We start from the raw sequence: 25014 nt of genomic DNA on the forward strand, positions 1-25014 counted from the left end.
GCGACGCGAATCCAACTCAGCGACGTGAGCGTCGGGCCCGGAGGAGGCAGAGCGTGGGTAACCACGCAGGGCCGGGGAGCGGCGCAAAACCAACACAGCGCCGTGAGCGTCAGGCCCGGAGGAGGCAGCGTGGGTAACCACGCAGGGCCGGGGAGCGGCGCAAAACCAACACAGCGCCGTGAGCGTCAGGCCCGGAGGAGGCAGCGTGCGTGACCACGCAGGGCCGGGGAGCGGCGCGAAACCAACACAGCTACCTGAGAATGTCCGCGCTCGCATCGACGCGATGCTCGACGCGGTCGACGCCGAGTTGCGGACCCGGTACCCGGGCCCCGACGGCCGGGTCCAGCCGATCCACACCGCCTATGTCCCGGCCGACCGGGCCACTGCCGCGACCCCCGCCGAGTGGGGTGCGGCCGCGATCGAGCTGCTCGATCGCCATCACGACCTGCTCACCGGAATCGACGGCACCGACACGCTGCCCGCCGTGCGCAGCCGACTCGAGCAGCGGCCGATCCAGGATCTGCGTATCGACTTCGAAGACGGTTACGGCTTCCGTGCGGACGCCGAGGAGGACGAGGCCGCCACCAACGCGGGGACGGCACTCGCCGAGTGGGCGAAGCAACCTGGTGGCCCGACCAGTCTCGGCATTCGGATGAAGGGTCTGGCGGGCACCGAACGCCTTCGCGCCCTGCGCACCCTCGAGTTGGTCTTGGCCGCCGCGGGCGGTGTGCCCGCGGGTTTCGTCTTCACGGTCCCGAAGATTCGTGCGGCGGAACAGGCTTCGGCATTGGTCGCCCTGTGTGACGGACTCGAGCGCGGCTCCGGACTCGCTGCGGGCACCCTGCGATTCGAACTGCAGATCGAGAGCCCGCAGGCGATTATCGCCGCCGACGGCAGCGCCCCGATCGCCAAGATGCTCAGCATGTCCGAAGGCCGTTGCAGTGCTTTGCATTTCGGCACCTATGACTACACTGCCGCGTGCGGTATCGCCGCGCCCGATCAGGCGCTCGACCATCCGGCTGCGGACTACGCGAAGTCGGTCATGCAGGTGGCCGCCGCCCAAACCGGGGTGTGGATCTGTGACGGCTCCACCCAGATCGTGCCGGACCGCGATCCGGAATCGGCACTGCGCAACCATCATCGGCTCGTCGGCCGGGCGCTGCGTCTCGGTTACTACCAGGGCTGGGATATGCATCCGGGCCACTTGATCACCCGCTGGCTGGCCACCTACGAATTCTTCCGCCGCGCCATCGACGTCGCGGTTCCCCGTCTGGTCGCCTACCTCGACCGGCGCTCCGGCGGCGTCATGGACGAGCCCGCTACCGCGGAAGCCTTGGCGGCCACCGTTTTACGCGGTGTGAACTGCGGCGCGCGCACCGTCGATGAACTGCGTGCGCTCGCGCCGGAACTGACTCCCGAGGTGCTGCGGGCGCTCGTTGCGCGCGAGCCGATTCCGCAGGAGACGCTGTGAACGACGACGCAGGAGGCCCATTGAACGCGGATTTCACGCTGCTGCCGGATCTCGCGGTGCGGACGCTCGGCGGATCGGTCATCTGGGCCGATGACGAATTCTTCGCGGAGAAGGAGAATTTGATCAATCCGGGTCCGTCGGAATACCGACCGTCGACCTTCGGACACAAAGGTCAGATCTATGACGGCTGGGAAACCCGCAGGCACCGCGGCCGCCCCGGCGACGACTCGGCCATTGTGCGCTTGGGCGTGCCCGGGGTGATCCGCGGCATCGTGGTGGACACCGCCTGGTTCAAGGGCAACTATCCGCCCGCGGTTTCGGTTTCCGCACTCGAGATCGACGGTTATCCGCCCGCGGAAACCATCGCCGAGCGCGACGATTGGGTGGCGCTGATCGACCGCGCCCCGGTAACCGGCGACAGCCGCAATCCGTTCGCGATCGAGAACGAAAACCGTTGGACCCATGTGAAACTCACCATGCACCCCGACGGCGGCGTCGCCCGGCTGCGCGTACACGGCGCGGGCAGGCCCGATCCGGAGCTGCTCGGTCTCGGCCCGCTGGACCTGGCCGCGCTGGAGAACGGCGCCCTGGTCCTCGACTGCTCCAACCGTTTCTACAGTTCGCCGAACCAGCTGCTCTACCCCGGCCTGGCACGCAAAATGGGCGACGGTTGGGAAACCGCCCGCCGCCGCGACGACAGCAACGACTGGGTGCACATCCGGCTGGCCGGCCCCGGCCTCATCCGCCTCGCCGAGATCGATACCTCGTACTTCCTCGGCAATAGCCCTGGTTCGGCCCGGCTCACCGGGCGCACCACCGACGGCACCGAACTCGAATTGCTCCCGCGCACCGAACTGCTGCCCGACACCAGGCATCGCTTCGCGGTCGTGCCGATGGCGGCATCGGTCGAGGAGGTCCGCCTGGACATCTACCCCGACGGCGGACTCGCGCGACTGCGCCTCTACGGCGAACTGGGGGGTTGAGCGGCATGGGCGAACGAGATTTCGTCGGCTACGGTGCGACGCCGCCGGATCCGCAGTGGCCCGATGGCGCGAAGATCGCGATCCAGTTCGTCCTCAATTACGAAGAGGGCGCGGAGCACAATGTGCTCGACGGCGATCCGCATTCGGAGACGTTTCTCTCGGAAATGACTCCCGCGCAAGCCTTTCCGAACCGTCACATGAGCATGGAATCGCTTTACGAATACGGCTCCCGCGCCGGACTGTGGCGGGTGCTGCGCGCCTTCGAACGCCGCGACCTGCCGCTGACCATCTTCGCCGTCGCCCGTGCCATGCAGCGAAATCCGGAGGCGGTGGCCGCCTTTCGGGAACTCGGCCACGAAATCGCCAGCCACGGCTTGCGCTGGCAGTCCTACCAGCTCACCGACCGTGACACCGAGCGCGAACATATGGCAGAGGCCGTGCGCATCCTCACCGAACTCACCGGCGCGGCCCCGCTCGGCTGGTACACCGGCCGCGATTCCCCGCACACCAGGGAACTGGTGGTAGAACACGGCGGTTTCGTCTACGACTCCGACTCCTACGCCGACGATCTCCCGTACTGGGTCACCGTGCACGGCCGCAACCATCTGGTCGTCCCGTACACCCTCGACACCAACGACATGCGCTTCGCTTCACCCGCGGGTTTCCCCAGCGGCGAACAATTCTTCGCCCACCTCCGCGACGCCTTCGATGTGCTCTATCGCGAAGGTGCGGAGGGCAGTCCGAAGATGCTGTCGATCGGTTTGCACTGCCGTCTGGTCGGTCGCCCGGCCCGCCTCGCCGCGCTGGAACGCTTCCTCGATCACGTCCAGTCGCATGCCGATGTGTGGATCGCGCGCCGCATCGATATCGCCGAGCACTGGCGTCGGGTGCATCCGGCGGTCTAGGGGACGGCAGCTGGCGTGGTGGGTGAGCTCAGCCGAACAGATTCCGCACGAACGGCAGCGAATCCGGCAGCGACGCATTGACGGTCCCGCTGTGATCCTCCGGATACGTGTGCAGCGTGACCGGCTGCCGATTCGCCTCGAGCACCGCGGCGTACCGCAATGTCTCCGGCGTCACCACATCGGTGTCGCGCAGCCCTTGCCCCAGGAACAGCGGCCTGTCGTAACCGGATTCGGGCAGGCCGAGGTATGCGGTCAGCCGTCCGTGCAGGTCCGGGATCTCGAGCAGCGGACGTGCGAACAGGTTACCGATCACCACGCCGTCGGCCGCGAGCGCATCGCTGAGCGGGGTGATGCAGGCCTCGCGGGCGCGGGCGAGCCAGTCGCGGCCGGACTCGGTCAGATACGAATCGATATTCAACGCCGGATAGGTCGTGCGCAGGCCGTTGAGGATGTAGAGCAGGTACGCCGACGAGTGCGGCGACAATTTCACCGGCGGCACATGCGGACCGAGCGGCAACAGAATGTCCTGGATATACGCCGGTGTGCCGGTGCCGACCGCGCCGCGGTAGTCGAGTTCGGGTCCGCCGAATTCGGAGGCGTAGCGCGCCGTGTAGACGGCAGCACCGGCGCCCTGCGACTGACCGACAACCACCCACTTCTTCGCCAGCGACGAGTACTGCCTGGTGGCGGCCCGCACCGCATCGACGACATTGTGGGCGACCACGAGGCCGTTGAGATACGGATGTTCGCCCGGCGTGCCGAGCCCGGCGTAATCGGCCGTCACGATGGCATAGCCCTGCCGCAACCACGTCTCCAGATACGCCCAGTCCCGCGCGACCGCGCTCGGCCCGGCGATGCTGTAGGCGCAGTCGTCGCCGAGTCCGACCGTGCCGTGTGCCCACGCGATCACCGGCCAACCACCCTCGGGTGCGTCCCCGGGCGGGAAGTAGACCGCGGCGCTTGCCACCGTCGGCACATCATTCGCGGTGGTCGTCTCGTACAGGATGCGGCTGGAATTCGCCGAACCGGGCGGTGTCGCCACCGCGGCCAGCGGTGCGACGGATTCCACCGCGCCCGGATCGGCGCTCGCCGCAGGCTGTTGCAGGCCTAGACCACATACGACGGCAACGGCGAAGCACAGTTTCCGCATAACGGCTCCTCTCGGACGCGGAACATCTGTCCGCGATGAACGCGGTCTGCCAATCGAACCATCGGCGCCCATTTCGAGGTGTCGGACGCCACACGGACGCTTGTGAAGGTGCTCACAACCCCGAATGCCGGGCGCATGGGATGGCAGCCCATCGGGCCATCTCAAACAGTACGAGCGTTACGCTAAAACCGCATGTCAGCGCTACCGGCAGGTAGTTTCCGCTCGTGCAATTCGCAGGCAAATTTCGCAAGGTTAGCAAAGGCTAGTGGAAACCTAGCTCGGATTCACACTTGCAACAGGTAGACGGCTATTTCCTGGTATGCCATCGTGTGGAAGTACACCCCATGGGCCTAGCAAGCCTGCAAATTGCCGCCACAGCAGTTCGAGTGATGCTCGACCGTGGGGCACGAAAACCCAAAGAAGTGGAGTCAGAGATGTCGAACGCCGGCACCCCGAAGACCGCTGCGGAGATCCAGCAGGATTGGGACACCAACCCGCGCTGGAAGGGCGTCACCCGCAACTACACCGCCGAGCAGGTGTCGAAGCTGCAGGGCACCGTCGTCGAAGAGGCCACCCTCGCCCGTCGTGGCTCGGAGATCCTCTGGGATCTCGTCAACAACGAGGACTACATCAACTCCCTCGGTGCGCTCACCGGTAACCAGGCGGTCCAGCAGGTCCGCGCCGGCCTGAAGGCCATCTACCTGTCCGGTTGGCAGGTCGCCGGTGACGCGAACCTGTCCGGCCACACCTACCCGGACCAGTCGCTGTACCCGGCCAACTCGGTTCCGTCCGTGGTCCGCCGCATCAACAACGCGCTGCTGCGCGCCGACGAGATCGCCAAGGTCGAGGGCGACACCTCGGTTCAGAACTGGCTGGCCCCGATCGTCGCCGACGCCGAGGCCGGCTTCGGTGGCGCGCTGAACGCCTACGAACTGCAGAAGGCCATGATCGCCGCCGGCGCCGCCGGTGTGCACTGGGAGGACCAGCTGGCCTCCGAGAAGAAGTGTGGCCACCTGGGCGGCAAGGTGCTGATCCCGACCCAGCAGCACATCCGCACCCTGACCTCCGCGCGTCTGGCCGCCGACGTCGCCGACGTGCCTTCGGTGATCATCGCCCGCACCGACGCCGAGGCCGCCACCCTGATCACCTCGGACGTGGACGAGCGCGACCGTGAGTTCCTGGACGGCTCCCGCACCGCCGAGGGCTTCTTCGGTGTGAAGAACGGCATCGAGCCCTGCATCGCGCGTGCCAAGGCCTACGCCCCCTACGCCGACCTGATCTGGATGGAGACCGGCGTGCCGGACCTCGAGGTCGCGCGCAAGTTCGCCGAGGCCGTCCGCGGTGAGTTCCCGGACCAGCTGCTGGCCTACAACTGCTCGCCGTCCTTCAACTGGAAGGCGCACCTCGACGACGCGACCATCGCGAAGTTCCAGCGTGAGCTCGGTGCGATGGGCTTCAAGTTCCAGTTCATCACCCTGGCCGGCTTCCACTCGCTCAACTACGGCATGTTCGATCTGGCCTACGGCTACGCCCGCGAGGGCATGACCGCCTTCGTCGACCTGCAGGAGCGCGAGTTCAAGGCCGCCGCCGAGCGTGGCTTCACCGCCATCAAGCACCAGCGTGAGGTCGGTGCCGGCTACTTCGACACCATCGCCACCACCGTGGACCCGAACACCTCGACGGCGGCCCTGAAGGGTTCCACCGAAGAGGGACAGTTTCACTGATACATGGCGGCGCTCCCCGCGCCGCGTGTTCGCGGCCCCCAAGGTTCGCTTCCGAGCACTCGGGACTCGCGCCTTCGGCGCATGCGCTTCGAGTACTCGGAAGTGAGCCGCCCGCGAACGGTCGGTCGTAAGACTCCCTCCGTGGTTGTCGCTAAGGCAGTTTCGGAGCTTGAACCGGGTAGCTCGCTTCAGGGAATGAGGTTCCCGACGTGAATACCGCTAATCCTCTACTCCAGTAGGGGTGTACCGCCCTCCTGGCTGAACAGCCCCAGCCAGGAGGGCATCCCTATACCTTGGACCATCGAAGGTCGGCTCTTATCGGAGCACCCTTCCAATCAGCCACCCGACAGCCAGACAAAAACAGCAGGAGCGGGACGTGAGCAGCGAGAAGATTCAGCGCGTCGGCATTATCGGTGCCGGCCAGATGGGTGCCGGCATCGCGGAGGTGTGTGCGCGGGCACATATCGACGTGCTCGTCTACGAACAGACCCGGGAGCTAGCCGCCGCAGGTCGCGCCCGCATCCTGCGCTCGCTCGACCGCGGCGTCAGCAGCGGCAAGATCACCGAGCGCGAGCGCGAACAGGCCGCATGGCGGCTGCGGTTCACCTCCGACCTCGGCGACTTCGCCGACCGCCAGCTGGTGGTCGAGGCGGTGCTCGAGGACGAGAAGGTCAAGACCGCCATCTTCGCCGAACTCGACAAGGTGGTCACCGATCCGGACGCCGTACTGGCCTCCAACACCTCTTCCATCCCGATCATGAAGATCGCCGTCGCCACCGCCAACCCGGAGCGCGTGGTCGGCCTGCACTTCTTCAACCCGGTCCCGGTGCTGCCGCTGGTCGAGCTGGTCACCACGCTCAAGACCAGCGAGGCGGTGTCCGCGCGCGCCGAGGCCTTCGCCGGCGATGTGCTCGGCAAGCAGGTCGTGCGCTCAGCCGACCGCTCCGGCTTCGTGGTGAACGCGCTGCTGGTGCCGTACCTGCTCTCGGCCATCCGGATGGTCGAATCCGGCTTCGCCACCAAGGACGACGTCGACAAGGCGATGGTGCTCGGCTGTGCCCACCCGATGGGTCCGCTTGCGCTCACCGACTTGGTCGGCCTCGACACCGTGAAGTCCATCGCCGACTCCATGTACCAGGAGTTCAAGGAGCCGCTGTACTCGGCGCCGCCGCTGCTGATGCGCATGGTCGAGGCGGGTCTGCTCGGCAAGAAGACCGGCGCGGGCTTCTACCAGTACAAGGTCTGATACCGCGTCGCTTCTGGTCTGACACCGCGGTGGTGGCACCACTCGGCCGCGAGCTATCAGACGTAGCAAATCAGACAGAGCAGACGCGATCAGCGGAATAGTCTGTTCAAGAAGTTCTGTCGTAGGTGCCGGCCACCGTTGTGCACCCCTCGCAAGCACCACGGAGCGAGTCTTACGAGCGACCCGTTCGCGGCCCGTCTCGCGTCCGAGCCGTCGAAGCGATGCGACGAAGTCGCCAGTCTCGACGGCTCGGACGCGAGACCCCAGGGGGCCGCGAACCCCGCCGCGCCGAAGGCGCGGCAAATTCGACACAGCAAGGGAGTACCCGCTCATGGTCAACGTTCAGGACGGTTACGGGTCGAGCATTCTCGGCTACCCGAGGATCGGGCCGCACCGGGAACTCAAGCGGGCCCTCGAGGGCTATTGGCGTGGTGGGGTCTCCCGCGACGAGCTGCTCGCGGTCGGGCGCGATATCCAGGAGCGGCAGTACAACGGGCTGGCCGCCACTGGTCTGACCCAGGTGCCCGGCAATACCTTCTCCTTCTACGACCACATTCTCGACAATGCGCTGCTTTTCGGTGCGGTGCCCGCGCGGTTCAAGCCCTACCAGGACGAGCTGCACCCGCTCGACTTCTACTTCCTGATGGCGCGCGGTCGTCCGGATCTGCCGCCGCTGGAGCTGGTGCGGTTCTTCGGTACGAATTACCACTACCGTCAGCCCGAACTCGACGAGAACACCGAATTCTCGCTGCATCCCGAGGCTTTGCTCGACGAATGGGATCGCGCCAAGGCCGGTGATATCGAGCTGCGTCCGGTGGTGGTGGGTCCGGTCTCGCTGCTGCTGCTGTCCAAGGCGGGCCATATCCCCGGTGAGGGAGGCGGTTTCGACACCCTCAGCTTGTTGGACAAGCTGCTGCCGGTGTACGAGGAGCTGTTCGAGATCCTCGCCAAGCGCGGGTCCACCTGTGTGCAGCTCGACGAGCCGTGCTTCACCAGTGAGCGCACTCCGGCAGAGCTGGCCGCGTTCGAGCGTGCCTACCAACGACTTTCGACCTCGGCGCTGCGGCCGCGCCTGCTGGTCACCGGGCAGTACGGCGATTTCGGCGAGGCACTGCGCATTCTGGCCGAAACCAATGTCGAGGCCATCGGATTGGATCTGGCCTCCTACCGGATTCAGCCGGAAGAGCTCGCGGAGATTCCCGGCATTCGGCGCAAGCGCCTGTACGCGGGCGTGATCAGCGGTCTCAATGTGTGGCGCGCGGACCGCTACGTGACGCTGGAATACCTCAATGAGCTAGCCGAAGTGTGTCCCGATCTCGTGGTGTCCACCGGCACGACACTGCTGCACGTGCCCTATGACGTGCTCGCCGAATACGAGATCGAGGGCAATGTCGCCGACCGTCTCGCGTTCGCGCAGCAGAAGGTCGGCGAGGTGGTTTCGCTCGCCAAGGCGCTCACCGAGGGGCCCTCGGACAAGTGGCGCAAGCGGCCGACCGAGGTGCACTTCAAGCAGAAACACGCCGTGCGGCAACGGGTTTACGCGATCACTCCCGATATGCGCTCGCGCGAACCGTACGAGGTGCGCCGCGCAGCCCAGCAGCGCAAGCTGAATCTGCCGCCGGTGCCCGCGACCACGCTGGGTTCCTTCCCACAGACGAACAGGATTCGCCAGGCCCGCTACGACCTCGGCCAGGGCAAACTGTCCTACGACGAATACCGCAAGAAGATCGAGGCCGAGATCGAGGCCACGATCCGCCTGCAGGAGGACATCGGCCTCGATGTGCTCGTGCACGGTGAGCACGAGCGCAACGACATGATCCAGTACTTCGCCGAGCTGCTCGACGGATTTGCGACCACCCACTTCGGCTGGGTCCAGGTGTACGGATCCCGTTGTGTGCGACCGCCGATCATCTACGGTGACGTTTCGCGGCCCGCGCCGATGTCGGTCGAGTGGATCAGCTATGCCCAGTCGCTGACCGATAAGCCGGTCAAGGGCATGGTCACCGGTCCGGTCACCATGATCGCGCGTTCGTTCGTGCGCCAGGATCAGCCGCTGTTCGAGACCGCTGATCAGGTCGCGCTGGCCATTCGCGATGAGGTCGTGGATCTGGAACGGGCCGGGATCTCGATCATCCAGGTCGACGAGCCCGCCATTCGCGAGTTGCTACCCATGCGTCCGCAGGGGCGCGCCGAATATCTGCGGTGGGCGGTCGGGGCATTCCGCCTGGCCACCTCCGGCGTCAAGCCGGAGACCCAGATCCACACGCATATCGGCTATTCCGGTCGCACCGAGGTGGTCGACGCGATCGAGGAACTCGATGCCGATGTCACCGCGATCGTGGCGACCCGCTCGATCGAATGGGTATTGAAGGCGCTCGAGGAGGACTCCGCATCGGGGCACGGCCTGACTCACGGCGTCGGTCCCGGTGTTTACGAGAGCCGTTCGGCGCGGATCCCGGATATCGATGAGCTCGACGAATTGCTCACCGCCGCAGCCGAAGCCATCAGTTCCGAACGCCTCTGGGCGAATCCGGACGGTGGACTCAAGACCCGGCACTACTGGCAGCTGGAGCCCTCGCTGCGCAATATGGTCGCGGCCGCGCGCCGCGTTCGTCGGCGGGCAATGCCGACGGAGTAATACCGCGAATGCTCTGGAATCGGCCATTCATCGAGGCGAGATCTGGCCGCCGGTACCTGGTCCCGCATTCGCCGACGCCATGGCCTGGGTGGCCCAAGAGGTGCTGCCGGAGTTTGGTCAGTCGCTGAGCACAGCCACGACGAGCATGAATGTCGCGCCGGTGACGGTGCAGGCGAGGGTCAGGCGGGACGGGTGTTCGGCGTGGGCCTCGGGGAGGATGTCGGCGGTGGCCAGGTAGAGCAGGAAACCGGCGAAGTAGCCGAGGTAGAGGCCGATGGTTCCGGCGGGCACCCGGACGAGGGTGCCGATTACCGCACCGATCACCGGGGCGACGGCATCCAGGGCGAGCAGGGTCAATGCGCGTCTGTGGGCGGAGCCGTACAGCGTGGTGATGGTGAAAGTGTTGAAGCCGTCGGCGAAGTCGTGACAGATGACGGCGATGGCGACCGCGATGCCAACGGTCGCTCCGGCTTGGAAACCCAATCCGATGCCGAGACCGTCGAGGGTGCTGTGGAAGATCAGCCCGGCCGCCGCGACCAATCCGACGGATTCGAAACCGTGCTTGTGTGAACCGAATTCACCTTCATGGCCGGTGTGGATGGCGACGGCGCGCTCGATGACGTGGATGGTGAGAAAGCCGGCCACTGTCGCGATGAGTGCCGCCGGGACACCGAGCACGCTGTCCCCCGACTGCTCCAATGCCTCCGGCAGCAGGTCGAAGAACACCACACCCAACATGACGCCCGCCGCCAGCCCCAGCACCAGATGTTTGCGGTCGCCGATCCGCACCGCCACCAGCCCGCCGATCAGCGTCGAGCACATCGATACCAGCGCAAGCAGAATCGCCATCGATCCAGCATCTGTCATCCGCCGCCGCCGCGAAGCGATATCCGCCTGCCGCTGAGGCGAATGGTCAACTGACGTGTCCACTTTCGTCGTTTCTTCGGCGGCGGCTCAGGCTTTTCGGTATCGCTGTCCGCCTCGACCTCATAGCGGCGGATGTAGGCGCCCGCGAACGCCTGCACCGTCGCGGTCACCGGAATCGCCAGCAGCGCGCCGGTCGGCCCGAGTATCGCCGCACCCGCTATGACCGCACCGAATGCCACGGCCGGATGCATATCCAGCGTGGTCGCGGTGATTCTCGGTTGCAGGACATAGTTTTCGAACTGCTGGTACACCACGATGAAGCCCAGAATCCACAGTGCGGTGGACGGGCCGTGCACCAGCGCGACGAGCACCGGCAGTGCTCCGGCGAGATAGGTGCCGACGGTCGGAATGAACTGCGAGACGACGCCGACCCACAGCGCGAGGGCGAATGCGGACGGCACATCGAGGATGCGCAGTGCGGCATAGTGCGCGATCGTCGAGCACAGTGCGAGCAGTCCGCGCGAATAGATATAGCCGCCGGTCTTGTCGACGGCGATATCCCAGGCGCGCAATACATGTCGCTGGCGGTGCGGCGGCAGCAGCGAGCAGACCGCATTGCGGAAGCGCGGTCCGTCGGCGGCGAAGTAGTAGGTGAACAACAGCACACCGAGGGACTGGAAGATCGCGCCGATCGCGGCGGTGCCGACACCCCAGGCATTCCCCGCCAGCCCGACCAGATAGCGGTCGATGGTGGAACTCCACTCACCGAGATACTTGCGTAGATCGTTGCCGGACAGATTCGTCTTGAAGGTGCGATTGACCCACTCGACGGCCTGATCCGCGTTATCGGGCGCGTTCTTGACCAGGGTGGTGACCTGATCGACCAGCAGCGCGCCGAGCGTCCACACGAAGGCGACGGTGCCGACGGCCAGCACCAGGAACACCACCCCGGTCGCCAGCCCGCGCCGGACACCGCGCGCGGCAAGCCAATTCACCGCGGGCTCGATGGCGAAGGCCAGGAACAGCGAAACCAGCAGCACCAGGAGGAAACCCTGCAGTTTCTGCAGAACCCAGAAGCCGCATACCAACCCCGCCACCGTCGCCGCCGCGAGCAGGAACGCGCGCAACAGCCACGGCGGCGGCCCCGCGGTCACATCGGCGGTGACCACCGCCGTTTCGGCGGGCGGGGATTGCTCTTCATCCGCAGACACATCGCCAAGCTAGCGAACCGGCGACGAATCGGCGCAGCGACACGGACTAGATCGTTGCGGCGTCGATCACGAACCGGTACCGCACATCACTGGCGACGACCCGGTCGTAGGCGCCATCGATCTCGTCGGCCGAGATCAGCTCGATCTCCGCGCCGATCTCGTGTGCGGCGCAGAAGTTCAGCATCTCCTGGGTCTGTGCGATACCGCCGATACTCGAACCGGCCAGCGCCCGCCTGCGTCCGATGATGAGGGACGGGTTGACGCTCAACGGGTTCTCGGGCAGGCCGAGAATCACCAGGGTGCCGTCCAGCTTCAGCAGGCGCAGGTAGTCGTTGGTCGGCAGATCGGTCGAGACCGTATTGAGGATCAGATCGAAGCTGTTGCGCAGCTGGCGGAAGGTTTGCTTATCGTCGGTCGCGTAGTAGTGGTGCGCGCCGAAGCGTTTGCCGTCGTCCCGCTTGCCGAGCGAATGGCTCAGCACGGTGACCTCGGCCCCCATCGCCGCGGCGATCTTCACCCCGACGTGCCCGAGTCCACCCATGCCGATGATCGCGACCTTCTTACCCGGTCCCGCATTCCAGTTGCGCAGCGGGGAGAACAGCGTGATGCCCGCGCACAGCAGCGGCGCCGCCACATCGAGTCCGATGCCCTCCGGAATCGACAGCACGAAGTTCTCGGTCACCACGACCTGGGTCGAATAGCCGCCCATCGTGTACCCACCCGGCTGGATCGACGAGTCCACCCCGGCGTTGTAGGTCATGGTGGCCCCGTTGTCGCAGTACTGCTCCTCACCGGCCAGGCAGGGAGCGCAGACGCCGCAGGAATCGACCATGCAGCCGACGCCGACCCGATCACCGACCCGATGCTTGGTCACCTCCGGACCGACCGCGGCGACAATGCCCGCGATCTCGTGGCCGGGGACGCACGGGTATTTGGCGCCGCTCCATTCGCCGCGGGCGGTGTGGATATCGGAGTGGCAGATGCCCGCGTATTTGACATCTATCAGCACATCCCGCGGTCCGAGCTCGCGTCGCTCGATCGTGAGCTTCTCGAATTGCCCATCGGGCGCGGACATCGCATACGCAGCAGCAACGCTCATGCCTACATGCCTACCCGCCGCAGCGGAGGTTTGCCAAACTCATCGCCGAATAACGATCTCCGGCCACAATGGAATTGGTCAAAGGCCCAGCCGGAGGCGGGAGAGCGGCATGGACGACGAGCGGTACCGCGCGACCGAGAGGCAGCGAGCCGGTGGCGGGCGTGCGTTGACGCTGTTCGCGACCTTCCTGCTCGCCGTGGCCGCATTCTTCGGTTTCCGCGGTGAACTGCCCGACTGGTCGTCGTCCTCGGGTGCGGACAACTCCCCGCCCGCCCTGCTCGAGCCGCTGCCGCCGCTGGACCCGGTGGCGGTCGCACATGCCGTCGAACCGGCGCTGGTGAATATCAGCACGTCCGCGCGGCCGTTCGGAGTCGGCGCGGCCGGAACCGGGATCGTGCTTACCACCGACGGACAGGTGCTGACCAGCCATCATGTGGTCAAGGGGGCCGAAACCGTGACGGTCACCGATGTCGGCAACGGCATCGTCTACAACGCGACGGTGCTCGGTTACGACGCCGGTGCGGATATCGCGCTGCTGGAACTCACCGGTGCCACCGATCTGACGATCGCACGCATCGGCCGTTCCGCCGAGCTGCGCGTGCACGAGGATGTGCTCGCCATCGGCAATGCGGGCGGCGCGGGCGGCACACCGACCTCGATCCAGGGCAATATCACCGATCTGAACAGCACGATCGTCGCGCTCAATGCCTCCGATCTGACCCGCAAATCGCTGACCGGGATGGTGGAGATCGCGGCGCCGGTCACCGCGGGACAGTCCGGCGGTGCGCTCGCCGATCCCGATGGCACGGTGGTCGGCGTGATCACCGCCGCGTCCGGGGAGACCTCACACGAGGTCGGGCGCACCCCGAACGGCTATGCGGTGCCGATCGACACCGCGATGCGGGTGGTGGGCCAGATCCGTTCCGGCACGCCCACCGAAACTGTGCACATCGGGCCGACCGCGACGCTCGGCGTATTGATCTCCGACGCGAAACCGAGCGGGGCGAAGATCGATATCGCGCTGAACGGATTTCCGGCCTACGCCGCCGGGCTCGTCGAGGGCGATGTCATCACCTCGATCGACGGCCGTGACATCACCACCGCGAAGGCCCTGCGGGCCGCGATCAATGTGCACAAGCCGGATGACACCGTTCAGCTGGATGTCCTCGGCGCAGGCGGAGCACAGCGCACGATCACCGTGGTGCTCGCGCTGGGCACACCGAACTAGACCAGCGACAGCCAGTAATCCTGGAACTTCAGGAAGACCAGCAGCAGCACCACGGCGTAGAACACCGCGACGAACGTCCACCGCCACTCGACGACGATCCGCATCGGCCCGCGCGCACCACCCCACACCTGCTCGGTGGCCACCGCGAGCAGCGGCGTGATGATCGCCCACACCACCATGCAGTACGGGCACAGCGCGCCGATCCGGTACAGGCTCTGGAAGATCAGCCAGCAGATGAAGACCGTGCCGAGCACGGTCCCCGCCCACAGCCCGACCCAGATCCAGCGCGGAAAGCGCACATCGGCGACCGCGAGCACCGCGAGGGTGACGACCACCGAGAAGCCGACGATGCCGATGATCGGATTGGGAAATCCGAATGCGGCGGCCTGCTCGGTGGTCATCACGCTGCCGCAGGACAGGATCGGGTTGATGCTGCACGAGGGCCGGTAGTTCGGATCGGTGAACAGCTTGAACCGCTCGATGGTGAGCGTGACCGAGGCGAGCCACCCGGCCAGCCCGCCGATCAGCAACACCCAGGCGGCCCTGGAAGAGGTGTTGTTCACTTGGCCGCGGCCGCCGCGATGACCGCTGCCATCGCATCGGGCTTGAACTGACCGTTCGACAAGGCGAGGTCCTGGCTGTTCACCTGGGTGCCATTGACGAAGACCGTCGGTGTGGATTGGACGCCGCTGTTCAGCACATCCTTGGTCTTGGCGCCGATGTACTTGTTGTAGCTGTTGTCCTTGATGCACTGCCCGACCGAATCGGGAAGGCCTGCGCCCTTCGCGATGGTGATCAGCTGGTCATCGGTCAGACCCGCACTGCCCTCGGCGGGCTGCAGCTCGTACATGGTGGCCAACCAGCCGAGGTACTTCGACGGATCCGCCTCGGCGACGCAATACGCCGCATTGGCCGCGCGCGAGGAGTACTTCGTGGTCGAGGCCTTGTCCAGGAACGAGATGATGTTGTATTCGACGATGGCCGTGCCATTGTCGACGGCGTCCTTGATGACTTGGGCGTTGGCGGCCTCGAAGGCCTTGCAGGCCGGGCACTGCAGGTCGGCGACGACCCGGACGGTCACCTTCGAATCCGGCTTCCCGATGCGGACCGCACCGTTATCGGTGATGGTCGCGGTGGCGCCATTGGGTAGCTGGCTCACGGCGGCGGCGATGGACGGGGTGGCGCCCAGATCGTTCTTGTTCGCGTTCTTCACCGCGATACCGATGCCGATGGCCGCGATGAGCCCGATCAGCACGACGGCCACACCCACCTGGATCAGGATCTTGCGGTTGCGGTCGGCGCGCTCCGCCGCCGCGAGCGGATTCGTTTTACCACCCGGTTTATTGCTCACCGTGCGTTCACCACGCCTTTCGCTTGCCTGCCGGTTACCTGCCGCCACGATGGTAGATCCGGAACTCCCTAGGGGCGTGGACGGGCACGGCCACATCATCCGTGGTCAACCTGAGAGGAACCTCGGTCAGGCTTCGGCGAGGCGGCGCTGCTGCTCCTCGACATCGAACAAGGCTGGTGGCCAGTCGAGTTTCAGCCCGTCGAGTGCGTCGATCAGCAGTTCGGTGACCGCGAGGCGGGCGAACCACTTGTGGTCGGCCGGGAGCACATGCCATGGGGCGTAGTCGGTCGACGTTCGGTCCAGCATGACCTGGTAGGCCTCTTGATAGGCGGGCCAGTAGCCGCGCTCATCGATATCGGCGGGATTGAACTTCCAGTATTTATCCGGCCGGTCCAGCCGTTCCCGCAGCCGCTTCTTCTGCACGTCGAGGGAGACGAACATGGCGACCTTCACCAGCGTGGTGCCCTGGTCGACCAGTTCCCGCTCGAAGGCGTTGATCTCGCCGTAGCGCGGTTCCCAGACCTCGGGCGGCACCAGATTGTGCACCCGTACGACCAATACGTCCTCGTAGTGCGAGCGGTCGAAGACGCCGAGTTGGCCGGCGCGCGGCAGCGCCTTGCGGATGCGCCACAAGTAGTGGTGGCTCTTCTCGTCCTCGGTCGGAACACCGAAGGAGGCGTGGTCGACGCCGGACGGATCCACCGAACCGATGACGTGGCGGACGATGCCGCCCTTGCCTGCGGTATCCATCCCCTGCAGCACCAGCAGCACGCTGCGGGTATCGCCGGAACGGCCATTGGCGTAAAGCTTCTCCTGCAGATCCGAGAGCACACCGGCGCGTTCGATGAGCAGCTTCTGGGCCTGTTTCTTGTCACCTTTGAATCCGGGCGTGCCGGAGGCGTCGAGATCAGCGATGCGCAAACCATCGGCCCGCAGGGCCTCGACGGGCGGCAGAGACCATTTCTTCGCCATCGGTAAATCTTATGTGGTGTTTTTGGCCGCGTGGCCGCGAACGGTCGCTCGTAAGACATTCCGTCGTGGTCGCTGATGCTGCGGCGGGGCGATTGTCAACTGCCCGGCGGTGGGGTCAGCGGATTTGGGCTAGGCGGAGTAGCTGGTCGGCGAAATCCTCGTCGGTGACCGGGGTCAGGGTCAGCTCATATGCGGTGGTGAGTAGATAGCGTCCATCACCGGTGAAATCGAGCCAGCTGCGGTGCCGGGTGGGCGGCGACATCGGGTTTTCCGGTTCCACGGTCACGGTGATGAAGCCGCGACCGTCCACCGGTTTTCGCAGGATCTGGCGGAACCGGGCGGCGCGGCGATGGCCGTTGGTCGCGCTGTCGCCTTCGTCGGAGTTCAGGACCGCGTCCTGCGGCTCCCGCATGGGCGCGAGCTTGCCCGGCTCGGCCGATCCGATGATCTCCACCAGATGTTTGCCGAGGCTGCGGACGTGGCACATGCGCACCGTCACCTTGTCGATATCGGCGATCAGAATGCCCGCGTGGTTGTGCACCACCGCGGCGAAAACGAGGATTCTTTTGGCGCCCGACTCACCGGAGACGGTGATGGTGGTGGCATCGGAGCGGGCGCACAGCATGAGCGCGGCGGACAGATCGGCATCGGCCTGGCGGGCGAAGCGCTGGGGTAGTCGCAGTGCGGTGTATTCGGATTCGGTGCGGGCCGTGGCGGCCGGTGCAAGATCGATTGGGTAGGGGCGGCGGTCCAGGTTTGTTTCGTTCTCCCAGACGTGCGTGAATTCGTCCGGGGTGAATACCCATTTCACCGTGTGCCCCCGCTGCCGGCATTCGGCCGCGCGATCTGTGGGCCGTCGGGCGGCGGTGTGAATCGAGGGACACGGTCGCCGGACGCGGGCATGATCGGGGTGTAGACATAGGTCATCGTGTCCTGGACATCGGCCTGCGCCGTAGCAGCGGCCATGTCGTGGTCCATCCTGCGTTGTCCGCCGTGGATCGCTTCGGCGGCGGGATCTTCCAGAGCACGATACTGCGGCGGCGGCGGAATCGCCGCTCGGATGGCCTGTGCCGCCTCGGAATTGAGCTCCATCAGGCGCTGCACCGCGCGGCAGACATCATGCGCCTCGGTACCGGCGCGGACGAATTCGCGGGTGGCGCGCAGCGCGGCATCGGCGCAACGACCCGACCAGTGCGCGAATTCGCGATTTGTGGCATCGGAGAAGGCCTGGAATGCCTCGGCGACCACGGTGGCATCGGCGCGCCAGGCATCGGCGACCCGGCCGAGAGCCGCGGGATCCATGACCTCGTGCACCAGATCCCAGATCTCCTGGTGCGTATAGGCGCCGAACAGTTCGCGCTCGGGTGCGTACGGGGGATCGGTTCCGCCGCTTGCCGATCCGGCGGAGGCGGCGACAGCGCGCTGCTGGACCCGGATGGCGTCGGCGGCGGCCCTGGTGACGGAATCGGCCATGGGTCAGTGGCTTCCGTCGATCTGTTCGCCGCGCGGCGACTCCAGGTAATCGGTGATCAGTTGCAGCGCGGCACGATGTGCGGCCTCGGCATCCTCGAAACGTTTTCCCGCGGCCAGATAGGCGGCCTTGTACAGCAGGGCCGTTTCCTGGAATGCGGTGACGGTGTCGAGGAATTGAGTGCCCTTGTCGCCGAAGCCTTTTGCCAGGCCGTGGCCCGTCGGTAGGTCGGGAAAACCGGATACCTCGGTGACGAGATGTCCGGTGGCCGTTGCCTTTTGTAGGTCCTCGACGAGCTTGTCGCATGCGGCGGCGAGGTTTTCGGCGACGTCCTCGGCCAACTCGAAGGGTTCCCCGCCGCTGGTTCCGGTAGCGGCGGCATACAACTGCCTGGCCATCCGCTGACCGGTATCCGGTACCGCCATCTCGGTCGCCCCCTCACGTTCGGTCCACCCACCGCTTGCGGGCACCTTACCGTTCGGTACCGACCGGTGGAACCCGCTTGTGCTCGTCCCTCGACGCCGCACCCATGTGATGTGGCGCACGACAAAGTGGCTCCCTAGAGCGGGCGGGTGGCGTTGATGTATTGCAGGAGGCGGTGGACCTGTTGATCAATATGGATCAGGCCCGCTTCGGCGAAGAGTTTCGGGAAGGTCTCGTCGTCGAAGACGCGCAGTCCGCTCCAGCCGCCGACGACCCGGCTCGCCCGGCCGAACGGGTTGTCGGCGCGGTGACTGGTGGTGATGGCGATGCGGCCGCCGGGGGCGAGGACGCGGATCATTTCGCGGGTCGCCGCGATCGGGTCGGGGATCAGATAGAGCGCGCCGAAGCAGCAGACGGCGTCGAAGGTGCCGTCCGGGAAGGGCAGGGTGCGCGCGTCGCCACGGAGGTAACCGACGCGCGGACCCGCGTTATCGGTGACGGCTCGGGCCAGCATCGGCTCGGAGTAGTCCAGACCGATGGCGAAGCCGTCGCCATCGAGGGCATTGCTCAGATAGCGAGTGAAGTTGCCTGGACCGCAAGCGATGTCGAGCACCTTCTTGGACCCGTCGAGACGCAGTGTGGTGACGGCGTCGCGACGGTCGGCGGCTGTGCTGCGGCCGCTGGCCAGATAGAACAGCGCGGGCCGCCAGGCCTTTTCATAGATCGCGGCGAGGGCGGGTGCGTTCATGGTGCGTCGAGCGAGATTCACCGCACCGCCCTCGGGTCCGCAGGCGGCAATTTCATCCGAGCTCCTCGGTTGGTCTCCGAACTACGTGCGTTCGACGTCGATGGTCATGCCCGCGGCACGCAGGCGATCGGTGAGTGCGTCGCCCATCGCGGCCGCGGGGGTGAGGATGCCGGCCAATTCGGGCTGCTTCGCACCGTCGAATGCCAGGCACAGTCCGGCCTGTCCGAGCATGACGGCGGTGGCCTGGTAGCCGGGATCGCCGGTGCCGGAGAAGGTCGCCACATATTTCGCGCCCGAAGAGGTGTGCGCGTAGGTCTTCATGGTGAACCAGCCACTGGTGCGCGCCTGTTCGCTCGGCCCGGTGCCGGGCTTGGGCACGATCCGGTCGAGCAGCTTGCGCCCCACCGCGACTCGCGACAGCACCGCACCGGCCGCCATCGTCGCCACGATGCCGCCCGCCATACCGGCGGCCACCAGCGGCGCCGCGGCCGACTTGCCCGCGTTCATCACCTCGCGGTAGCGGAAGTTCTTGCCGTAGACCCAGCCGAGCAGGCCGTTGGTGCGGCGCACGATCTTGGTGTTGTGCGCGGCCATGAAAAAGGTGCCGACCCAGCCGTCCAAGCTGGGGTCGATGGAGTTCGCCCGCTGCAGCGCCTGATCGGACTGGCGGCCCACATCGGGGTCCATCGACTTGTCCGGGCTGAGCGAATACGGGTGACTCAACACCCTCCCCTTGGACGGGTCGGCCGTTATGGCCTCCATCATGGCCCGGAGCGAGTCGATGGTGCCGCCGCTCGCCCCGCCCTTCAGCGACGCGATCAGGGTGGTGTCCTCGAGTTCGCCGGTATGGTCCGCGACCGTTCGCTGGTACAGCTGGTACACACTCACATCCGATGGAATCGAGTCGTAGCCACAGGAATTCACGATCTTCGCGCCGGTCTCCACCGCCTGCTCGTGGTACCGATCGATCGCGTCCCGGATGAACAGCGCCTCACCGGTGAGGTCGGCGTAGTGGGTCCCGGCCTTCGCGCACGCGGCCACCAGCGGGATGCCGTAGCGCAGGTACGGGCCGACGGTGGTCACCACAACCGTGGTCCGCGCCGCGAGTGCGTCGAGTGCGGCCTGGTCGGTCGAATCGGCGACTACCAGACCCCAATTCGCGGCGTTCGGGCCGAGTTGGTCACGGACCGTTGTCAATTTGTCGAGCGAGCGTCCCGCCAGTGCGATGCGCGCCTCGGCGGGCGCCGCGCCGAGCAGATACTCCGCGGTGAGCTTGCCGACGAAACCCGTTGCGCCGAACAGCACTAGGTCGAATTCTCGGTTGTCTGCCATGATCTTCCGTTCGATAGCTGCTGTGGTGAATTATTTGGTAGCGGAACCGCGTGTGGTCGGCTTCTTCGCTCGCGCCCGCGGTTTCTTGGTCGGCATCGGCTTGCGCTCGATCAACCACTCCCTGTGCGTCTTACCCAAATCGGTGACCGGCGCCTCGTCGTAGAGCCATTCGCGGGAAATCTTGTGCCAGTTCGCGGTGCATTCGAGCTGACCGAGCATGCCGAAAGTGAGGAAGTCGGCACGCCGCGAAAACAGGTGCTCCGGCGGCAGATTCTGCTGTTTCATCCCGGCGAATTCACTGGCTCGCGGATCCACCGCGAGCAGAAACGCACCGCTGGCCAGCTCCGGAGTAATGGTCAGCTCTTCGTCGAGCAGACACCATTCCGAGGCCGCGAGCACGTATTCCAGGCATTCCTCGGCGCCGATCTCATCGGGCGAGTCGATCACGCCGCGCTCGATCATCAACTGCCGCAGGTCTTCTGCCCGATCCTCGGCCGCCGCGCGCAGGCAGATCGTCTCGAACCGCACATGTTCGGGATCCATCCGATTGAACAGGCCGAAATCGAGGAAGCCGATCCGGCCGTCGTCGGCCAGCAACACATTTCCCGGATGCGGGTCACCACAGAATTCGTTGAAGCTGAACAGCGAACCGACATAGAAGCGGTAGATGATCTCGCCGATCCGATTGCGTTCGGCCGCGGGCAACTGCCGGATCTCCTCGAATCCCTTGCCCGCCACATATTCACTGACCAGCACCCGCGTCGTACTGAGTTCGGGCAGTGAGCGCGGCACGATGATGAACGGATGTCCGGCGTAGAGCTCGGCGATCTGGAGCTGGGTGGCGGCCTCGGCGTGATAGTCGAGTTCGCTCTCCATATTCCGCCGCAGCTCGTCGAGCACGGCGGGCGTGACCCAGGGCATCGCCGATTGCAATACGCGCCGGAACATGGCCAGATTCTCGAGATCCGCGCGCACCGCCGCATCGATGCCCGGGTACTGCACCTTCACCGCGACCCGAGCTCCGTCGTGCAGTCGCCCCAGATAAACCTGCCCGATCGAGGCCGCGGCAATGGGCTCGGGCTGGAATTCGGCGAATACCGCGTCCAGCGGCTGCCCGTAGTCCTCCTCGATCACCTGCCGCATCGACTCGAACGACACCGTTGGCGCGGCGTTGCGCAGCACGGCGAGTCGTTTCTGGAAGCGTTCGCGATGGCTCTCGGGCACCAGATCGAGATCGAGCACCGACATCATCTGGCCGAGCTTCATGGCCACGCCCTTCATGGTCCCGAGGACCGTGACCACCTGCTCGGTGGTGCGGATCATGGACTCCTCGGCCATCTTCGAGCGCACGGCCGCCGACCGGCCCCGCATGGACAGGCGTGTGCGCTGGGTTCGGATTACCGAACTGGCTACCACCGCCCCCAGTTTGGTGCCACGAGCAAGCCGAGAAGTCGGCACTTGCTTCGCCATCGAGGTACCTCCATTGGTGCCGGCGGTCGGCGCGACGGGCGCGCAGGCGGTAGCTTGCGTAACGATGTAGCGCCCGGCGCGGACCGCGATGAGGCAGAGCGCGCGGGGCGGCGACGTGGGACACCCGCGTACCGCTCGGCTTCAGAGTAGCCAACCTCGCGGCAATGTCGAGACCGCCGTCACTATTTCAGCTAGCGCCCCAGCTAGCGCCCTGTTAGCGCGCGAAGTCGGGCGATTGATAAGTTGGCGCTCACGAGCTAGCGCTCATGCCTCCACCTCGCTGACGCTCGGCTCCGGCATGACCGCTATTGCGGCTGTGTCGATTGACCGCTATTGCGGCTGTGTCGATTGATCGCTCGCTCAGGCGCCGGATTGCGGCGGGTCCGGCAGGATGTGCGACTGGGCGTTGAAGATCGCCCGGGAGCCGCCCGCGCGCGCCATGCCCTCGATGGCGCTCCAGGCCATCATGGTCAGGTAGTCGATGACTTCCTCGCGCGACATCGCCTTGTCCGTGCTCCACCAGTGCGTCGCCAGCTGGATGCCGCCGACGAGCACATACGACCACAGTTGTGCGCCCTCGGTCTGGAAGCCGTACTCGGCGCTGCGATCGACGATGATCGTGGTGACGACGTCGGCGAACAGCTTCTCGAATTCGGCGAGCGAGGATTGATCGGTCGAGCCGTTGCCCATGATGAACCGATAGACCTCGGGATCCTCGTCGACCGTGCCGACATACGCGGCGAGGGCCGAACGCACCAGGTGGTACTCGTCCGCGTCGAGGCTGATCGCCTCGTACACCCGCGGCATCAGCGTGGTCTCGATGAACCGCTGCATGGTCGCGTGGACCAGGTCGTTCTTATCCGAGAAGTAGCGGTAGAGCACGGTTTTGGAGACGCCGATCTCCGCGGCGATCTCGTCCATGCCCGCATTGCTGCCCCGCGTGCGAATAGCCGCGAGGGTGCCGTCGACCAGCTCTTCGCGACGGTCGATCTTGTGCTGCCGCCATCGGCGCTTGCGTCCGTCCGTCCGGCCGGTGCGCACCGCCGCCGGTCGTTCGGCGAGCTCGCCGACATCGACAAGGTCATCGGTGGACAGCGTCAGCTCCCTCGTTTGTATGGGTTCGTGGACCACCAGCTTAGGTCCAGGCAAGGACCGACATGCGCGTTTGGGTGTTGGTTGCGACAGGTTGCACATAATCGGGCCATTCGGCGTCGGTTCCGTGTCGCTTGCGATCGGCCCGGAGGCCGGTCGGCAACACACAGCAGAATGGGTGTCATGGAGAAAGCTCCCGGCAACATCGCGGTGCTGGATGCGCCTACGTCGTCCGCACCACCGACCAGTTTCGCGGCCTTCGTCGACGAGGCGGGCAAGCGCCGCGATCTGTTCAAGATGAAGGCCCTGGCCACCGGGTTGTTGGCGTTCGCGACAGCGGTCTATCTGTTCTGCCGCTGGTTGGAATCGCGCGGTGCGGGTGATAACTGGGTCGGTTACCTGCGGGCCGCGTCCGAGGCGGGTATGGTCGGCGCACTCGCCGACTGGTTCGCCGTGACCGCGCTGTTCCGCCATCCGCTCGGCCTGCCGATCCCGCATACCGCGATCATCAGGAAGAAGAAAGATCAGCTCGGCGCCAGTCTCGGCGCCTTCGTCGGATCGAATTTCCTTGCCCCGGACGTGGTCTCGGCGAAAGTGAATTCGGCGCAGGTCTCCTGGCGGGTGGGGCGCTGGATGGCCGATCCCGGACATGCGGGCCGGGTAGCCCAGGAGAGTTCGACCATTCTGCGCGCGGTGGTCGGGGTGCTGCGGGACGAGGATGTCGAGCAGGTCATCGACAACACCATCGTCAAGCGGATCGCCGAACCGCTGTGGGGTCCGCCGATCGGGCGGGTGCTCGCCGAACTGCTCGCCGACAATCGGCAGTTGCCGCTGCTCGACATGCTTGCCGAGCGTGCGCACCAGTGGGCGCTCGGTTCGCAGGAAACGATCGACCGGATCGTTTTGCGGGATGCGCCGCAGTGGGCTCCGAAATTCGTAAACATTCTGCTTTCAGAAAGGATCTATCGGGAACTCGTCGAGTTCACCTGGAAGGTGCGATCGAATCCGGAACACGAGGTGCGGCTCGCGGCGAATCGGTTCCTCGAGGAATTCGCCTACGACCTGCAGCACGACGAGGCCATGATCAAAAAGGCCGAGCGGATCAAGGCGCAGATCATGGGTCGCGAGGAGATCACCGGCATGGCCGAGGCGACCTGGCGCGCGGCCAAGCGGCTGATCCTGGAATCGGCCGACGATCCGAACTCCACGCTGCGGCGCAAGGTCGCCGAGAATGTGCAGCAGCTCGGGGAGCGGCTGCGCGACGATGCCGAGATGCGCGCCAAAGTCGACGATTGGATCGATCGCGGTGCGCGGTATCTGGTGGAAAACTATGCGGGGGAGATCACCACTCTGGTCACCGACACGGTTGCCAGGTGGGATGCCGAGGAAGCTAGCAAGAAGATCGAATTGCAGGTTGGACGTGATCTGCAATTCATTCGCATCAATGGCACGGTCGTAGGATCGCTGGCAGGGCTGGTGATCTACACGATTTCGCATTTGATGTTCGGCGGCTGAGCATCGCGGCGTGAACTCGGGTCCTGGAGGCGGCAGCCTGCATGGTGGGCCGTGAATGCCGCGAATCGGACAGAGCGCGCAGCGCCGGAGGGGTGCTTACAGGGTGCTTGCAATAGCT

General features: G+C 65.7%; 22 protein-coding genes. 8 read left to right on the top strand and 14 right to left on the bottom strand.

All coding sequences use genetic code 11. The annotated features are described in order from the left end of the window. Positions 1–283: 283 nt before the first annotated feature. From ACQPXH_RS04485 to puuE, 3 genes are read left to right on the top strand one after another with little or no spacing between them, the layout of a single operon-like run. Entirely contained in the window at positions 284–1471 is a 1188-nt protein-coding gene (locus ACQPXH_RS04485; RefSeq protein ID WP_433603301.1) for a DUF6986 family protein, read from the top strand. Further along, complete coding sequence (gene alc / locus ACQPXH_RS04490) at positions 1468–2454, top strand: allantoicase (protein ID WP_433601081.1); 987 nt, start codon at positions 1468–1470, stop codon at positions 2452–2454. Before ACQPXH_RS04485 ends, alc begins: the two co-directional genes overlap by 4 nt. A gap of 5 nt (positions 2455–2459) precedes the next feature. Continuing rightward, positions 2460–3359, top strand: coding sequence for an allantoinase PuuE (puuE, locus tag ACQPXH_RS04495; RefSeq protein WP_433601082.1), 900 nt, complete (start codon positions 2460–2462; stop codon positions 3357–3359). A gap of 28 nt (positions 3360–3387) precedes the next feature. Here puuE and ACQPXH_RS04500 read toward each other — a convergent pair whose 3' ends face one another. Next, positions 3388–4509, bottom strand: a complete 1122-nt coding sequence (locus ACQPXH_RS04500; RefSeq protein WP_433601083.1) for an alpha/beta hydrolase — start codon at positions 4507–4509, stop codon at positions 3388–3390. A gap of 434 nt (positions 4510–4943) precedes the next feature. Between ACQPXH_RS04500 and aceA the strand changes: the two genes are divergently transcribed. From aceA to metE, 3 genes are all read left to right on the top strand, one after another. Further along, complete coding sequence (gene aceA, locus ACQPXH_RS04505; RefSeq protein WP_433601084.1) at positions 4944–6233, top strand: isocitrate lyase; 1290 nt, start codon at positions 4944–4946, stop codon at positions 6231–6233. A 376-nt stretch (positions 6234–6609) separates the two neighbouring features. Beyond that, a complete protein-coding gene (locus ACQPXH_RS04510; RefSeq protein WP_433601085.1) occupies positions 6610–7479 on the top strand; it encodes a 3-hydroxybutyryl-CoA dehydrogenase in 870 nt (289 codons plus the stop codon). Between the two features lie 331 nt (positions 7480–7810). Next, positions 7811–10117, top strand: a complete 2307-nt coding sequence (gene metE, locus ACQPXH_RS04515) for a 5-methyltetrahydropteroyltriglutamate--homocysteine S-methyltransferase (protein WP_433601086.1) — start codon at positions 7811–7813, stop codon at positions 10115–10117. A 117-nt stretch (positions 10118–10234) separates the two neighbouring features. Here the strand turns inward: metE and ACQPXH_RS04520 are convergent, their stop codons facing one another. Genes ACQPXH_RS04520 through ACQPXH_RS04530 form a run of 3 tightly spaced genes read right to left on the bottom strand, consistent with a single transcriptional unit; the run spans position 10235 to position 13294 of the window. After that, positions 10235–10966 carry a ZIP family metal transporter gene (locus ACQPXH_RS04520; RefSeq protein ID WP_433601087.1) on the bottom strand — a complete coding sequence of 244 codons (732 nt, stop codon included), beginning with the start codon at positions 10964–10966 and terminating at the stop codon, positions 10235–10237. A gap of 14 nt (positions 10967–10980) precedes the next feature. Further along, positions 10981–12195 (bottom strand): AI-2E family transporter, encoded by a 1215-nt coding sequence (locus ACQPXH_RS04525; RefSeq protein ID WP_433601088.1) that lies wholly within the window; start codon positions 12193–12195, stop codon positions 10981–10983. 46 nt (positions 12196–12241) lie between these two features. Next, entirely contained in the window at positions 12242–13294 is a 1053-nt protein-coding gene (locus tag ACQPXH_RS04530) for an NAD(P)-dependent alcohol dehydrogenase (RefSeq protein WP_433601089.1), read from the bottom strand. Between the two features lie 109 nt (positions 13295–13403). Between ACQPXH_RS04530 and ACQPXH_RS04535 the strand changes: the two genes are divergently transcribed. Continuing rightward, the gene (locus tag ACQPXH_RS04535) at positions 13404–14522 is read left to right on the top strand and encodes a S1C family serine protease (protein ID WP_433601090.1); all 1119 of its coding nucleotides are present in this window, start codon (positions 13404–13406) and stop codon (positions 14520–14522) included. Here the strand turns inward: ACQPXH_RS04535 and ACQPXH_RS04540 are convergent. The 10 genes from ACQPXH_RS04540 to ACQPXH_RS04585 form a co-directional block, all read right to left on the bottom strand. Beyond that, positions 14519–15085 (bottom strand): vitamin K epoxide reductase family protein, encoded by a 567-nt coding sequence (locus ACQPXH_RS04540; protein WP_433601091.1) that lies wholly within the window; start codon positions 15083–15085, stop codon positions 14519–14521. The two genes, ACQPXH_RS04535 and ACQPXH_RS04540, sit on opposite strands and share 4 nt — an antisense overlap. After that, the gene (locus tag ACQPXH_RS04545; RefSeq protein ID WP_433601092.1) at positions 15082–15873 is read right to left on the bottom strand and encodes a DsbA family protein; all 792 of its coding nucleotides are present in this window, start codon (positions 15871–15873) and stop codon (positions 15082–15084) included. Before ACQPXH_RS04545 ends, ACQPXH_RS04540 begins: the two co-directional genes overlap by 4 nt. A 126-nt stretch (positions 15874–15999) precedes the next feature. Continuing rightward, positions 16000–16845 carry a polyphosphate kinase 2 family protein gene (locus tag ACQPXH_RS04550; RefSeq protein ID WP_433601093.1) on the bottom strand — a complete coding sequence of 282 codons (846 nt, stop codon included), beginning with the start codon at positions 16843–16845 and terminating at the stop codon, positions 16000–16002. Between the two features lie 115 nt (positions 16846–16960). Then, a complete protein-coding gene (locus ACQPXH_RS04555) occupies positions 16961–17656 on the bottom strand; it encodes an ESX secretion-associated protein EspG (protein WP_433601094.1) in 696 nt (231 codons plus the stop codon). Beyond that, entirely contained in the window at positions 17653–18318 is a 666-nt protein-coding gene (locus ACQPXH_RS04560; protein WP_433601095.1) for a hypothetical protein, read from the bottom strand. Before ACQPXH_RS04560 ends, ACQPXH_RS04555 begins: the two co-directional genes overlap by 4 nt. Positions 18319–18321: 3 nt before the next feature. After that, positions 18322–18741 (bottom strand): hypothetical protein, encoded by a 420-nt coding sequence (locus ACQPXH_RS04565; RefSeq protein ID WP_433601096.1) that lies wholly within the window; start codon positions 18739–18741, stop codon positions 18322–18324. A gap of 134 nt (positions 18742–18875) precedes the next feature. After that, positions 18876–19508, bottom strand: coding sequence for a class I SAM-dependent methyltransferase (locus ACQPXH_RS04570; RefSeq protein WP_433601097.1), 633 nt, complete (start codon positions 19506–19508; stop codon positions 18876–18878). A gap of 60 nt (positions 19509–19568) precedes the next feature. After that, on the bottom strand, positions 19569–20822 hold the full coding sequence (locus ACQPXH_RS04575) for a saccharopine dehydrogenase family protein (RefSeq protein WP_433603302.1): 1254 nt from the start codon (positions 20820–20822) through the stop codon (positions 19569–19571). A 27-nt stretch (positions 20823–20849) separates the two neighbouring features. Beyond that, positions 20850–22289 (bottom strand): ABC1 kinase family protein, encoded by a 1440-nt coding sequence (locus ACQPXH_RS04580; protein WP_433601098.1) that lies wholly within the window; start codon positions 22287–22289, stop codon positions 20850–20852. Positions 22290–22649: 360 nt separating this feature from the next. Further along, entirely contained in the window at positions 22650–23330 is a 681-nt protein-coding gene (locus ACQPXH_RS04585; protein WP_433603303.1) for a TetR/AcrR family transcriptional regulator, read from the bottom strand. A 234-nt stretch (positions 23331–23564) separates the two neighbouring features. On the opposite strand from ACQPXH_RS04585, the gene ACQPXH_RS04590 reads away from it, so the two are divergent. Continuing rightward, complete coding sequence (locus tag ACQPXH_RS04590; protein ID WP_433601099.1) at positions 23565–24896, top strand: DUF445 domain-containing protein; 1332 nt, start codon at positions 23565–23567, stop codon at positions 24894–24896. Positions 24897–25014 lie beyond the last annotated feature (118 nt).

Source organism: Nocardia sp. CA-135953 (assembly GCF_050955735.1).
In the GTDB taxonomy this organism is placed as follows: Bacteria; Actinomycetota; Actinomycetes; order Mycobacteriales; family Mycobacteriaceae; genus Nocardia.

Coding starts and splice junctions, on each gene's coding strand:
- ACQPXH_RS04485 (WP_433603301.1), top strand. CDS start 284: ATGCTCGACGCGGTCGACGCCGAGTTGCGGACCCGGTACCCGGGCCCC.
- puuE (WP_433601082.1), top strand. CDS start 2,460: ATGGGCGAACGAGATTTCGTCGGCTACGGTGCGACGCCGCCGGATCCG.
- ACQPXH_RS04500 (WP_433601083.1), bottom strand. CDS start 4,509: ATGCGGAAACTGTGCTTCGCCGTTGCCGTCGTATGTGGTCTAGGCCTG.
- aceA (WP_433601084.1), top strand. CDS start 4,944: ATGTCGAACGCCGGCACCCCGAAGACCGCTGCGGAGATCCAGCAGGAT.
- metE (WP_433601086.1), top strand. CDS start 7,811: ATGGTCAACGTTCAGGACGGTTACGGGTCGAGCATTCTCGGCTACCCG.
- ACQPXH_RS04520 (WP_433601087.1), bottom strand. CDS start 10,966: ATGGCGATTCTGCTTGCGCTGGTATCGATGTGCTCGACGCTGATCGGC.
- ACQPXH_RS04530 (WP_433601089.1), bottom strand. CDS start 13,294: ATGAGCGTTGCTGCTGCGTATGCGATGTCCGCGCCCGATGGGCAATTC.
- ACQPXH_RS04535 (WP_433601090.1), top strand. CDS start 13,404: ATGGACGACGAGCGGTACCGCGCGACCGAGAGGCAGCGAGCCGGTGGC.
- ACQPXH_RS04550 (WP_433601093.1), bottom strand. CDS start 16,845: ATGGCGAAGAAATGGTCTCTGCCGCCCGTCGAGGCCCTGCGGGCCGAT.
- ACQPXH_RS04560 (WP_433601095.1), bottom strand. CDS start 18,318: ATGGCCGATTCCGTCACCAGGGCCGCCGCCGACGCCATCCGGGTCCAG.
- ACQPXH_RS04565 (WP_433601096.1), bottom strand. CDS start 18,741: ATGGCGGTACCGGATACCGGTCAGCGGATGGCCAGGCAGTTGTATGCC.
- ACQPXH_RS04580 (WP_433601098.1), bottom strand. CDS start 22,289: ATGGCGAAGCAAGTGCCGACTTCTCGGCTTGCTCGTGGCACCAAACTG.
- ACQPXH_RS04590 (WP_433601099.1), top strand. CDS start 23,565: ATGGAGAAAGCTCCCGGCAACATCGCGGTGCTGGATGCGCCTACGTCG.